Source organism: Flavobacterium restrictum (assembly GCF_007097245.1).
GTDB lineage: Bacteria > Bacteroidota > Bacteroidia > Flavobacteriales > Flavobacteriaceae > Flavobacterium > Flavobacterium restrictum.
Window position 1 is genome coordinate 320,593 of the sequence record NZ_VJZT01000001.1, and the last position, 15,002, is coordinate 335,594.

6 protein-coding genes are annotated in these 15,002 nt (G+C 37.2%); 3 read left to right on the forward strand and 3 right to left on the reverse strand.

Annotated features, from left to right (window positions below; translation table 11 throughout):
• Window positions 1–129: 129 nt before the first annotated feature.
• Both FNW21_RS01380 and nadC read right to left on the reverse strand, forming a co-directional pair.
• A complete protein-coding gene (locus FNW21_RS01380) occupies window positions 130–1,089 on the reverse strand; it encodes a YihY/virulence factor BrkB family protein (RefSeq protein WP_144254938.1) in 960 nt (319 codons plus the stop codon).
• Between the two features lie 22 nt (window positions 1,090–1,111).
• Entirely contained in the window at window positions 1,112–1,969 is an 858-nt protein-coding gene (gene nadC / locus FNW21_RS01385; RefSeq protein ID WP_144254939.1) for a carboxylating nicotinate-nucleotide diphosphorylase, read from the reverse strand.
• A 441-nt stretch (window positions 1,970–2,410) separates the two neighbouring features.
• Between nadC and FNW21_RS01390 the strand changes: the two genes are divergently transcribed.
• The 3 genes from FNW21_RS01390 (at window position 2,411) to FNW21_RS01400 (ending at window position 12,950) form a co-directional block, all read left to right on the forward strand.
• Entirely contained in the window at window positions 2,411–7,414 is a 5,004-nt protein-coding gene (locus FNW21_RS01390; RefSeq protein WP_144254940.1) for a translocation/assembly module TamB domain-containing protein, read from the forward strand.
• The gene (tamL, locus tag FNW21_RS01395) at window positions 7,407–9,701 is read left to right on the forward strand and encodes a translocation and assembly module lipoprotein TamL (RefSeq protein WP_144254941.1); all 2,295 of its coding nucleotides are present in this window, start codon (window positions 7,407–7,409) and stop codon (window positions 9,699–9,701) included. The genes FNW21_RS01390 and tamL overlap by 8 nt, the downstream gene beginning before the upstream one ends.
• A 348-nt stretch (window positions 9,702–10,049) precedes the next feature.
• Complete coding sequence (locus FNW21_RS01400) at window positions 10,050–12,950, forward strand: aminotransferase class III-fold pyridoxal phosphate-dependent enzyme (protein ID WP_144254942.1); 2,901 nt, start codon at window positions 10,050–10,052, stop codon at window positions 12,948–12,950.
• A gap of 29 nt (window positions 12,951–12,979) precedes the next feature.
• On the opposite strand, the gene FNW21_RS01405 is transcribed toward FNW21_RS01400, so the two are convergent.
• Window positions 12,980–14,995 (reverse strand): protein-disulfide reductase DsbD family protein, encoded by a 2,016-nt coding sequence (locus FNW21_RS01405; protein WP_144254943.1) that lies wholly within the window; start codon window positions 14,993–14,995, stop codon window positions 12,980–12,982.
• Window positions 14,996–15,002: the final 7 nt, after the last annotated feature.

Sequence of the window (15,002 nt, forward strand, 5' to 3'; positions counted from 1 at the left end):
AGCCCGGAGTAGAAACTGCTTTTTTTGCTGCTCTAAAAAAGCGACCAGCGGAAGCTCTTTTTAGGGCTTGCAAAAATGCTGTTTGTGCGAGGACTTGTAATGGATAGCAGGAAATAGCTCCTAAATATATTATTTGATTTTTAGATTATTGACAATTATTTTATGCTTGTTTATGGTCGCATTCAATTCGAAACCAAGGAGCAAAATCATGCAGTTGATCCAAATGTAAAACATCATGACTAATAAGGTTCCTATGGAGCCATATAATTGGTTGTATTTAGAGAATTTTACGACCCAAATTCCGAAAAAATAAGACGAAATAATGATTAAAATCGTAGTAAATACGGAGCCTATGGTAATGAATGCTGGTTTGTGAGCTTGCATGGTTCCGTACCTAAAAAGTATGGAGGTAGTGATGAGAATCATGAGGATAAAAAAGCCAAAACGCCCGAGTTGTATGAGCGGAATGGCATTGCTTACTACGTCTTGGATACGGGATTGTTGTATAAAAACCTCGAATACAACGATGGTTGCCACCGTAAAAAGTAGTAAAAACGAGAGCAATAACGATATGGCTAATGCGACTAGATATTGCTTAAAAAAACCTCGTTTGAGGATGTCACTTGGCGAGTTTTCGAAGGCTCCCAAAATAGCATTTAGCCCATTGGCCATGATGAAAATCGACAATAAAAATCCCGATGACAGCAAACCAGAATGGCTGTTGTTTAAAATATCATTGATGATTACCGCAATGGCATCATAGGTATTGGGCGGTACACTCTGGGCGACAAAATCCAAAAAATCCTGCTGAAAACCTTCGATTGGTATGAACGGTATGAGGTTTAATATAAAAAGAGCAAATGGAAATAATGCCATAAAAAAACTAAATGCAATTGCCCCTGCACGAATAGACAAACCCGCTGTGGCTATTCCATCACCGTACAATCTTAACAGTCCATAGAGCGAAAGTCCTTCGAGCCAGGAAAGCTTTATAGCATCCAGAAAAAGGATTATTTGGGTTACAAATGTATTAGAACGCACTCGTTTTTTGATTCTTATTTCAAGAGGTTCTATTTTTTTTGGGGTCATTGTTGGGGGTACTTTTATGGGTTCAAATGGCTTTTAGACTCAAATCCATGTTGTAAATAGAGTGCGTTAATGCACCAGAGGAAATGTAGTTTACACCACATTCAGCATAAGTACGAATGGTATTTTCGTTGATGTTTCCGGAGGATTCAGTTTGGCATTTATCTTGGATTAAAATTACTGCTTTTTGAGTATCTTCAAAATTAAAATTATCAATCAGAATACGATGAACACCATTGGATTCAAGTATTTCGGCAACTTCGGCGAGGTTTCTGGCTTCGACTATGATTTTAAGATCTAAATTATTGGCGGCAAGAAAGGCTTTGGTTTTGGCAATTGCCAGCGTAATTCCACCTGCAAAATCGTTGTGATTGTCCTTGAGCATAATCATATCGTAGAGGGCAAAACGGTGGTTTTCGCCTCCACCAATTTTCACTGCCCATTTTTCGGGGGCGCGAAATCCTGGTGTTGTTTTTCGGGTGTCCAAAATTTTAGTTCTCGTGCCTTCGAGTAATTGTACGTAGGCATTGGTTTTGGTCGCAATGGCGGACATGCGTTGCATAGAATTGAGTACAACCCGCTCTGCTTTGAGAATCGATTGGGAACTTCCCGAAACATAAAAAACAATATCGCCTTTTTTTACGGGAGTTCCGTCAAGGATTAGCGTTTCTATTTGCAAACTGGCATCGACATATTCAAAAATCATTTTGGCAAAAGCTACACCTGCAATAATGCCGTCCTCTTTGACTAATAATTTGGCTTTGCCCATTGCAGTACTGGGAATACAAGCCAAAGAGCTATAATCGCTAGGCCCAACGTCCTCACGAATAGCATTGACAATTAGGAGTTGTAATTCGTTTTGAAACTGGGCGTCGCTAATCATTTTTTGGTTTTTTATTTAAAATGCTAAAGTAAACTATATTTTGTGGATTTAAAAATTTGATAGTTTGATTCTGGAGAAAATCTGGGAATTTTAAAAGGACTTTGTTCATGATTTTAAACCGCACTAGTAAGATACCTCTGGCTCTTACCCACAAACGCAGGTTGGTCAATTGCAAATTTAAAAAACCTGTTCAAGAAATTTTGGGTAAGTAGCAATTATTTAATTAAAAAATTGTTTGTCAACACTTTTTACTTCTTCTTAAAATTTCTTAAGTGGTTAAAAAAAATTCTGTTTTTATTTAAAAACACCTTTTTAAAATGCAATTTATCGACTTTATACCCTTTAACTTATATCTTTTTTGGATTAAAACACTTTCTACACTTTATAAAGTTGCTCCCTCATTTTAATTGGCTAATTTTAGACTTTTAAAAAAAAAGTAACTTGAACAAATATTTACGAAAGACTATATCACTAATCCGATGGACATTGGCGACGCTGCTTATTGTGTTGCTTTTGTTGGTAATTGGCGTCCATATTCCTGCGGTTCAAAATTTTGCCAAAGCTAAAATTGTCAGCTATTTAGAAACTAAAATAAAAACCAAAGTCGTTGTTGCCAAACTGGAATTTGGCATTCTGAAACAAATAAAACTGGAAGGCGTTTATTTTGAAGATCAAAAAAAAGACACTTTGCTATCAGGAAAATTACTCGCTGTCGACATTAGCTTGTTGCAATTGGTCAATAACAAAATCCAAATCAACTCCATTGCACTCGAGGGAATTACCTCGTATTTGAATCGGGATAAAAAAGGGATTTTTAATTTTGATTACCTTACAAAAGCATTTGCAACACCTGATGACCCCAAAGATACCAGTACGCCAATGGTGCTTTCTATTGATAAAATCGATTTGAATCAAATAAAAATAAACTATAACGATGCCTTGAGTCACAACGAGGCTTCGGTTGTTTTGAAACATTTTGACACCCGCATAAAAACCTTCGATTTGGATGCCATGAGTTTTGATGTTCCAAAATTTAAAATCAATGGTTTACAACTAAAAATAAAGCAAGGACTGCTCACAAAAGCTGTTACCGCAACACAACAATCTCAATCAAAAACCGCCACGCCTGATTTAAAATTAAAACTAGGCGAAATTGAATTAAAGAAAATTGCTCTAGTTTATGCCGATGAAAACTCCAAAATAACTTCTAATTTGTCCTTGCAAAAACTTTTGGTTTCGGTTAATTTAATAGATCTTTCGAACCAATTACTACTGTTGAATGCCATTGCTATTCAAAATGTAAAAGGCACGCTCACCTTGGGGAAAATGAAACAAATAATTACCCAAAAAGAGACTACAAATCCCCTAAACACGAATAAGTGGGAAGTAAAAATAAACGAGACCCATCTCAAGAAAATCAATTTCAAGTTTGATGACAACAATGCCGTTGCGCTCAAAAAAGGAATGGATTACAGCCATTTACAACTACAAAACGCAGCTTTGGAAGCAACAAATATCCAATATAGCCCAGAATCAGTGGCGGCAACTGTTCATTCTTTTTCGGCAAAAGAACAAAGCGGTTTGCATATTCAAGCCTTCAAAACCGATTTTTTCTTTGGAAATAAAATTGCTTTTCTAAAAAATCTATACCTAAAAACACCACAAACAATCCTTCGCAACGAGTTCATTGTAACCTACCCATCAGTTGCATCAATAACCAAGAATAGTGGAGAAGTAGCTCTAAAAGCCACTTTGAAACAAAGCCAATTGGGTTTCAAAGACATTTTGATTTTTATGCCTACTCTAGCGGCAACCAATTCCTTCAAGAGCAACCCAAATGCGATTTTAAAGATTAACAGCACCGTATCGGGCAAACTTAAGAACATCGAAATTCCCAATTTAGAAATTAGTGGTATTGGCAAAACCAAACTAAAAGCCAGCGGAAAAATAGTAGGTTTGCCTGATGTAAAAACCGCAAATTTCGATTTGGTAATCCATGATTTTCAATCGGGTGCTACGGATATTAATCAATTTGTACCCAAAGGAACTATTCCCAACTCGATTGCATTGCCATCGCAGTTAACCGCCAAAGGAACTTTTAAAGGAACTGTGAATCATTTTTATACCAACATGAATCTGGGAAGCAGTTGGGGAGCTGCCAAAATAAAAGCCTCCTTTGACCAACGCCAAAAAAATAAAGAAAAATATGAGGCACAAACCGAGTTTCAAAATTTTGATCTGGGCAAGTTTATCAAAAACAATGCGGTTGGAAAAATTTCGCTCAAAGCCACGGTAAAAGGAACTGGTATGAATCCCAAAACGGCCAATGCTATGGTGAGTGGCACTATTTTTAAAGCGAACGTTAACAATTATACGTATCAAAATGCAACATTAAAAGGACGAATCAATGCTGGAAATTATACGGTTTCGGCTGTTGCCAAAGACCCAAATTTAACCTTTGATGCCACTGCAAATGGAGGTTTCAAAGACAAATATCCAACAGGAAAAGTAGCCTTAAACGTAGATATCGCCGATTTAGACAAATTAAATCTACATGCTGGCCCAATGAAATTACGAGGGAATTTATACGCGGATATACAATCCCTTGATGTTGATTATCTCAACGGAAATGTTAGTATCAAAAATCTTTTTATTACCAATGACAAAGGGGATTTTGCACTAGATACAATTCGTGTATCGGCAACGGCAACCAATCAAAAAAATACATTGCTTTTGAAATCAGAATTTTTGGATGCTTCCTTGGATGGAAAATACCAACTTTCGCAGCTGCCTACTGCCCTAGCCAATTCGATTGCAACGTATTACGACACTAATCCCAATGGTAAAAAAATCAAAACAGACAAACCGCATTTTGATTTTACAATGAATCTAAAAAATAGTCCTATTGTATCCCAATTAGTACCAGAGATAAAAAGTTTAGAGCCCATTACCCTCTCTGGAAAATACAATGCCGTGAACGATTCTATCGTGATAAATGGCAGTATTCCAAAACTAGTTTATGGCGAAAACACGATTACCAATGCTGTTTTCGAAGTGAAAACTCAAGAGCAATCCTTGGAGTATAGCGTTGTGGTTGATGACATTCAGAATCCAAAAATCCAATTGCCTTACACTAATTTTTCAGGAAAAATTAAGGACAATACCGTTGATTATACGCTGCAATTGAAGGATCTAAAGGACAAAGAACGCTACTTTATTGCGGGAACAGTACAAGCTACTAACGGAAATTCAGTCCTTAAACTCGATCCCAACAAATTACTCCTTAATTATAAGGATTGGACAATTACTCCCGAAAACGTAATCCAGATTGGTCAAAACGGAATTTATGCCAATGCTTTCCAATTGAGTAAAGGCGAAAACAGCATTACCGTCCAATCCCAATCCGAAGTTCCAAATGCACCCATCGCTGTCGATTTTAAAAACTTCGAAATAGAAACCATCACCAGCATGGTCGAAAAAAGCGATTTGCAAATGAGCGGAAAAATTAATGGAAATGCCGTTATAAAAAACAGCACCATAAAACCCCTATTTACCTCGGATTTAGTCCTTGAAGATTTCACATTCAAAAAAGATACCGTAGGTACCATCACCATAAAAGTCAACAACGACATTACCAATCAATACCAAGCTCATATTGCGTTAACAGGGCAAGAAAATCAAGTCAATCTTGATGGAATTTACAAAGCGAAAGACAGCAGTTTTGATATGAATTTAAACATTGAAAAACTGAATATGAAAAGTATTCAAGGATTTTCGATGAACCAATTGATTGAAAGTACTGGTTTTTTTACAGGCCATTTTACCCTTTCAGGAACTACAACGCAGCCGCAATTATTGGGTAAATTACAGTTTAACGGCATTGGATTCAAGGCCACACAGCTCAACGCCAAGTTTCAGTCGATAAATGATGCGATTGACTTTACTACTGATGCTATTCTGTTGGATCACTTTACCATCAAGGATGAAAAAGACAATAATCTAATCGTTGATGGAAAAATAGATAGCAAAAATTTTAGTAATTTAGGTTTTGATTTAGCTCTTGACGCCACAAATTTTAAAGCGATAAATTCCAAAGCCAAAGACAATGATTTATTTTATGGCGAATTATTTTTAGACAACCATCTCAAAGTCAAAGGCACGCTCGATAATCCTATTGTTTCTGGAAATATAAAAGTGAATGCCGATACTAAATTTACATTGGTTTTACCACAATCCGATCCATCCATTGCAGACAGAGAGGGCATTGTTGAATTTATAGATCAGGATCATCCACAAATTAAAACTACCTTAAAAGCAGAGGAAACCATCAACAAATCCGAAGTTAAAGGCATCAACGCCTCCGTAAATATCGAGGTCGATAAGGATGCCGAGTTTACTATTATTATTGATAAATCAAGTGGCGATTATTTGAAATTAAAAGGCGAAGCACAATTAAATGGTGGCATTGACCCTTCGGGAAAAACTACGCTGACTGGTAAATATGAGTTCTCCGAGGGTACCTACGAAATGACTTTTAGCGGATTAAAACGAAAATTCGACATCAAGAAAGGCAGTTATATTCTATGGAATGGCGAACCAACCACGGCCGACATCAATATTACCGCTGTTTACAAACTCAATACCGCTCCAATTGATTTGTTGCAAAACGAATTGGGAACCGCTTCGGAGTCGGAACGGAATACCTACAAAGAAAAAATTCCTTTTGAAACCGAGTTAAAAATGAATGGCGAATTAATGAAACCTGACATTAGTTTTGACATTGTGCTTCCAGATAATAATTCCGTTTCATCAACGGTTATAAAACGCACACAAAGCAAGTTATCCCAGCTGCGCCAAGATCCTAATGAACTCAACAAACAAGTCTTTGCGGTGTTACTTTTGAATCATTTTATGGGCGACAATCCATTTTCGAGTGAATCAGGAAGTGGGTCGGTTTCGGCAATGGCGAGAGAAAGTGCCAGCAAAATTTTGTCGGAACAACTTAATAATCTAGCGGGAAATTTAATAAAAGGAGTCGAATTAAATTTGAATTTGCAGTCTACAGAGGATTATTCGTCAGGACAAAGACAAGATAAAACCGACTTAAATGTGGTCGTTTCAAAAAAATTACTTAACGATCGATTAAAAGTAACCGTAGGAAGTAGCTTTAATTTAGAAGGATCCGAGCAAGCCAACCAGCAAAGTAATACCATTGCAGGCGATGTTGCTTTAGATTACCAACTATCCAAAGACGGGAAATACAAAATCAGGGGCTATCGCATCAATAAATACCAAGTAGCACTTCAGGGCGAAGTTGTTGAAACTGGAATTTCGTTTATCATAACTATTGATTATTCAAAATTTAAAGAATTGTTCCAAAAAAACAAAACTCAAAGCACTCCAAAGCCGAAAGAAAAAAACGCCAAAAAGAAATCTGATGAATAAAAATCATATCCTATATTTTTTTTTTACAGCACTTTGCATCAGTTCTTGTAGCAATATCAAATACTTGGCAGAAGGCGAAATGCTGTATACTGGTGCTCATATAAAAATAGAAGCTAACGATTCGGTCAAAAAAAAGAGTGCCCTTTTGAAATCACAACTAGAACCGCTTTTACGCCCCAAACCCAATTCGACTTTTTTGGGTTTAAGACCTAAATTATTTATTTACAATATCGCAGGTACGACCAAAAAAGAAAAAGGTTTTCGTTATTGGTTAAAAAATAAAGTAGGCGAAGCACCCGTGCTGACAAGCCAAGTAGATCTTGAATATACCAAAAGTGTCTTGCAAAATTACAGCGAAAACAAAGGCTATTTCAATACCAAAACCACCGCAGATACCGTTCAAAAAAACAAACGAGTTGCTGCAACTTATACCGTAAAACCAGCCCATCAATATACTATTAGGAAGGTTATATTCCCGCAGGATTCCACTGTTCTTGCAACTGCTATTAAAGGCACCAGTCGCCGAAGCCTGCTAAAACTAGGCGATGCCTATGACCTTGACGCTATAAAAGAAGAGCGTGTTCGAATTGACAATAGGTTAAAGGAAAAAGGATTCTATTATTTTGATCCTGATTATCTCAAAATCCAAGTGGATAGCACCGTTGCCACACACCAAGTTGACCTGATTGTAAAAATAAAAGAGGAAACACCAGCACAAGCCAAAAAGCAATTCAAAATCAACTCCATCGTCATTTATCCCAATTATAGCATTGGTGCTGATACTGTCAAAACCAATTCGGTTCTGGCCATACAACACAACGATTTTACGATTATAGATCCCGAAAATACATTCAAACCGAGTGTTTTTGATAGGGCTTTGTACTTCAAAAAAAATGATTTTTACAACCGTACCAACCATAATTTATCCTTAAATAGATTGGTCAATTTGGGCACTTTTAAATTTGTAAAAAATGAATTTAAACCTGCTGATACTACCGGAAATTATTTAGATGCGTATTACTATTTGTCACCTGCTACCAAAAAATCAATTCGTTTGGAACTTTTGGCCAAAACAAACTCGGCGAATTATAACGGAACCGAATTGAATGCCAATTGGAGCAACCGCAATGCTTTTAGAGCGGCTGAATTGCTTACTATTTCTATATTTGGAGGATATGAAGTTCAAGTTGCAGGACAAAACAACGGTTACAATGTCTATCGTTTGGGAACCGAAGCCAATTTAATTTGGCCCAGAATCATCTCCCCTTTTACGTTTAAAACGTCCAATGGATTTGTTCCCAAAACCAAAGCTACATTGGGTTACGAATTTCAAAACCGAACCCAATTATACACCTTGCAAACCTTCAAGGCCTTGTTTGGATACAATTGGAAAGCTAGTGAACGCAAAGAACACACCCTAAATATTTCCGAAATTACATACGCCAGACCACAAAACGTCACCGCTTTGTATCAGGAAGAAATTAATTTGAACCCATCCTTGGGAAAAGTAATCGAAAAACAATTGATTTTTGGTCCAAGTTACACGTATAGCTACACCAATACGATGCAAAAAAGAAAAAAAAACACCTTCTATTACAAAGGTACTATTGATCTTTCGGCAACGGTAACTGGATTAGTAACGGGAGCAAACTTGGACAAAAAAGATACTTTGAAAGTTTTTGGTGTCCCCTTTAGCCAATTTGTAAAAATAGAAAATGAGTTTAGACATTATTATAAATTCAACCCCAATGCGGAACTTGCCAGCAGGATAATTGTAGGTGCTGGATTCGCTTACGGAAATTCTCGAGAAATGCCGTACATCAAACAATTTTTTATAGGGGGAACCAATAGTTTGAGAGCTTTTAGAGCCCGTTCCATTGGTCCAGGAAGTTATAGAGACCCCAACATCAATACCAGTTCGTTTCTAGAAGATCAGTCAGGCGACATAAAAATAGAGTTCAACACCGAGTACCGAGCCAAAATTTATGGTTTGGTAAAAGGGGCTTTGTTCATTGACGCAGGTAATATCTGGTTGTTAAATAATGATTCCAACAAAGCTGGTGCAAAATTCACTAAAAACTTCATGAGTGAAATCGCAGTGGGAACTGGAGCGGGATTGCGTTTTGACTTTGATTTTTTAATACTTCGAACTGACTTTGCTTTCCCCATCAGAAAACCCTATTTACCCGAAGGAAATCGCTGGGTTTTAGACCAAATAAGTCTAGGAAGCGGTTCATGGCGAAAAGAAAACTTGATTTTTAATCTCGCCATAGGCTATCCATTCTAAAAATGTAGGTTTGAGTAGTGGTGTTTTGTAGTTTGGTACTATCCCTAACTGTTTAGGGAAAAAAAATTACGGTAAAATACACGAATTAACACAAATTTTTATTTTTTTTTGAAAATTGAATTTTATTTGAAATTTGCTTTTTGAAATTTGAATTTGAGTTTTAAAATTTATTTGAAATTTGCTTTTTGAAACTTGTATTTTATATTCTGCAACTTTAGTCAAAAAATTCAAAACAAAATAGCTTTATTTACAAAAAATAAACAAATAGTTGTAAAACAAACAAAAAATGCTTTAATTTATATCGAAATAATTCATTTTTTTTTGGTTTCAATATAATACAGTATTCCCATGAATATCGCCACTTGCCCCACTTTTTCTCCTGATGAAGCGTTAATAATTTTAAATGATAACTGGGGGATTTCAGGTTCTCTAAAACCATTGGACAGTTACCTCGACCAAAATTTCCTAGTAAAAACTAACAATGGCGAAAAATATGTGCTTAAAATCGCCAATATCGAAACGCCTGAACCGTGGCTCGACTTGCAGAACAAAGCAGTGGAACATTTATATGCCGATGCCATTCCCAAAATAATTCTTTCTAAAGAGGGACACCAAATGCTTTTCATCGAGTCGCATTGGTGGCGTGTTTTGAATTTTCTGGAAGGAACCATGTTGTCGACCGTTCCGTATCGTTCCACGAAATTAGTACAAAACATTGGTGCGTTTGTTGGAGAAATTTCCAAGCAATTGGCTTCTTTTACGCATCCAGCGGCTGAACGAAATTTACAATGGGATTTGCAACAATCCGCAACTTTGCTAGAAAACTGGGTCACTTTTGTTGCAGACGAAAAGACAAAAAACAGTATTTTGACCATTATGGAAAACTGGAAAACCCAGATTCCTAAAATAGCCCAAGTCCGCAAAAGCATCATCCATGCCGATTTAACACGCTACAATCTTTTGCTTGACGATAAAGGCGAAAAAATTCAAGGCATTATAGATTTTGGCGATGTGTGCTGGTCGTGGACTATTGGTGAGTTAGCGGTTTTGTTACTCGAATCGGCTATGACCGGAAGCCCAACTCCTTTTGCCGATGCGTACCAAATGATTCAGTCGTATCACCGTATTTTTCCAATTACAAAAACCGAAATTGAGCTCCTCTATCCTTTGATACAGCTTCGATCTGCGACTATTGTTAGCGCTTCGGCTAGGCAATTATCCATCGAGCCTGATAACGACTATGTGCGCAAACAAGCCATCGCCGACCAAGAAATACTGCAACAATTATCAGTGGAAAAAAGTGATTTTGCCACTGCCCTATTTCTGGATGCCTGTGCTTTTTCTTTCGAAAAAAATGAAAAAATGCAGTTTTCGTTGCAAAACCAAAAAATACAATCGGTATTTAAAGACCCAATAAATTTTAAAAATATTGCTATTACTCCTGCTTCGGATATTTATAATGAAGGGGCTTGGACTAATTTTCAAGCCTGTCAAGAGAATATAATTGCGGAACTAGAAAACGGTTTTGGTTGTACTTCTTATCTTTCGGCAACTTTACACCCTTTTGTTTCAAATTCGAAAGAAAACGAAACTATTGCGTTAGGAAGTTTTGCTTTTGCACCAGTTGCAACGCCTATTTACGCACCAATTGATTGTGATTTTGTTAAAAAAGAAAGCGATAAATATGTTTTCAAAACCAATGATTTTTACTTGTATTTATCAGGAATTGATGCTGATTTACAAATGGAATCACCGTTAGAAATAGGCGATTTTATAGGTGTTATTGCTCCCGAAAAATTGAATACCGCTTTTCCGTCGCTTGTGTACATTCAAATTGATTGTTCTGGAAATGCTCCTGCTTTTTGTGTTCCTAGCGAAAGTAAAGGGTGGCAATTGCTGTGTTCAGATCCTGCCCTTTTTTTGGAATTTAAATCCAATGAAAAAACACCAACCCAAACCGATTCACTCGAAAATCGCAGAGCCAAAATCATCCAGCAAGCGCAAGAATATTATTATCAAAAACCCATGAATTTGGTTCGTGGTTGGCAACAATACTTAATCGCTGATGATGGTCGGGTGTATTTAGATGCCATAAATAACGTGGCACTTATAGGACATTCGCATCCAAAAATTGTGGAAGCAGCGGTGCAACAATTAAAAAAACTCAACACCAACGCTCGCTTTTTATACGAAGACAACATTGATTATGCCGAGCGATTGCTTGCTTATTTCCCAGAATCGTTGCAAGTTATTTTTTACACCTGTACCGGAAGTGAGGCCAATGATTTGGCTTTGCGCCTAGCAAGAGCGTACACTAATGAGAATGATGTTCTCGTTATTGATGGCGAATACCATGGCAATACGACTGCTGTCGATGAAATTAGCACCTGTTTGATGGACAACCCCACGGCTTCAAAAAGTGTTCGCCCGTTTACGCATCCGTTAATGCAACCCAATACTTTTAGAGGAAAATACAATAGCGAAACTCCAGATGTAGCCACATTATACGCCCAAGATGCCGACGAAAAAATTGCTTTTATCCAATCGCAAGGACGCGGAGTTGCCGCTTTTATATCCGAATCTTTATTGGGTTCTGGCGGTGGTGTCGAAATGCCAAAAGGCTATTTGCAAAAAGTCTACGAATCCGTTCACAAAGCGGGTGGCGTTTGCATTGCCGATGAAGTGCAAATTGGTTTTGGACGAATGGGAAGTCATTTTTGGGGATTTCAAAAAGAAGGCGTGCTGCCAGATATTGTAACTTTAGGAAAACCCATGGGGAATGGTCATCCCGTTTCGGCGGTGATTACCACGCATGCCATCGCCGAGGCGTACCGAAAAAAATACACCTATTTTAATACTTTTGCAGGAAGCCCCGTTTCATCGCAAATTGCATCCACGGTTTTGACCGTAATTGAATCTGAAAAACTACAAGAAAATGCAGCTGCTGTTGGAGCCTTTTTAAAACAAGAATTGGAAAAACTTATCTATGAATTCGAGTCGGTTGGAGCGGTTTATGGTCATGCGTTGTATTTGGGAGTTGATCTTGTAAAAGACAAAAAATCAAGAACACCTGACAGTCAAAAAGCTTTATGGGTTTCGGAAACGATGAAACAAAACGGAATTATTATTTATCCAACAGGTGATTATTACAATATTCTAAAAATAAAACCACCAATGTGTTTTACCAAAGAAAATGCGCGTTTCTTGGTCGAAACATTGCGTACTATTTTATCAAAAATGGAAGATTAAAAAATCCCATTCGGAATGGGATTTTTTAACTATTTCTTGAATTTCGAAATTCCTTCTTTCAACCAAGATTCATATTCAGCTGCCGAAACGAAGCTAATGGTAGGTTGCGATACATTGAGACTATTGCCTTCTAAATCCGTTAAAACATACAAAGGTTGCGTATTGGTTTTGTATTTAGAAATCATAAAATCCGTCCATTTATCGCCAACGGTCACGATTTCTGATCCCGTAGTTTTAGATATAAATTGTTGCTTTTTTGGTAAATCGATATCCTCATCGACATACAAAGATAGCACTACAACATCGTTTTTCAGCATCGATAAAATAGTAGTATCAGACCAAACGGTATTTTCCATTTTTCTACAATTCACGCAGGCATGACCCGTAAAATCTAGCATTATGGGTTTGTTAACACTTTTAGCATACGCCAAACCTATTTCATAATCATTAAAAACTACAATTCCGTGAGGACCACTTTTAGCTCCAGCTGGTAATACTGTAGCACTCGAATTATTGGAATTTCCAACTCCAAACGGACTTTCGCTATACTCCATTGGCGGCGGAAAAGCGCTAATTAATTTTAAAGGTGCACCCCAAAGTCCCGGAATCATATACACCGTAAACGACAAAACTACCAATCCCAACACCAATCGTCCAACGGAAATATGCGGCAACTGACTATCGTGTGGCAGCGTAATTTTTCCAAATAAATAAAACGCCAACGCTCCAAAAATTGCAATCCAAATTGCCAAGAAAACTTCTCTTTCCAGTAAATGCAACTGCAAAACCAAATCGGCATTGGATAAAAATTTGAATGCCAAAGCCAATTCTAGAAAGCCTAAAACTACTTTTACTGTATTCAACCAACCACCCGATTTAGGCAACGAATTCAACCAACTAGGAAACAAAGCAAAAAGCATGAAAGGCAATGCCAAAGCCAACGAAAATCCAAACATGCCTACTACAGGAGCAATGCCACCTTTAGATGCTGCTTCGACTAAAAGCGTTCCCACGATTGGTCCCGTGCACGAAAAAGAAACAATTGCCAAGGCCAATGCCATGAACAAAATCCCAATAATTCCGCCACGATCCGCTTGACTATCAACTTTATTGGCCCATGAATTAGGCAACATAATCTCGAACGCTCCAAGAAATGACGTTGCAAAAAACACTAATAAACCAAAGAAAATAATATTAAACCAAACATTAGTTGACAAAGCATTCAAAGCATCGGCACCAAAAATCCAAGTGACCAAAAGCCCCAAACCAACATAAATTACGATTATCGATACGCCATAAATGATTGCATTCCTAATTCCTGTTGCTCTCGTTTTGCTTTGTTTGGTAAAAAAACTTACCGTCATAGGAATCATTGGAAACACACATGGCGTCAACAATGCGGCAAATCCGGATAAAAAAGCAATAAAAAATATCGACCATAAACCCCTTTGAGAATCGGATTTAGGTGTAGTTGTTTTTATATCTAAAGGTTTCGTTTCTGGTAATTTTTCAACAACTTCAGGAGTTTGAATTGTGGCTTTTTTAGAGGAATCTACTGGGATAATTGCTGTTTCAAGTGTAGCCGTTGGAGCAACAATTGTGGGAATTACAAAGGTGAATTTTTTCTCTAAATTGATACAAACTTCTTTGCAAACTTGGTAATTTAAGTTGGCTTCGATGGTTTTGATATTTGGATTCAGCAGCGAAATCTCTTGTGAAATTTGGGCTTTGTGCTCAAAAAAAGTTTCGTTTACCCCAAAAACGTCGTTGAATGCGGTTTTGGTTTTGCTTTCTTTGGCTTTGCCTATCAAATTAAAATTCCCTTTTTGATTCTTAAATAAAACCTCCAAAGCTAATGGCCCACCATCGGGAGTGAATTGCGAATACAGATGCCAATCGGTTTCGAGAACACCATTAAACGTAAGAATATAATTGGTTGCCGATTTTTTTTCGATTTGGGTTGTCCATTTTACGGGATCTAGAATTTGGGCGTTTCCTCTGACAAAAGCCAAAATGATAAGGAGAGTAACAATTATTTTTTTCATTCGTATA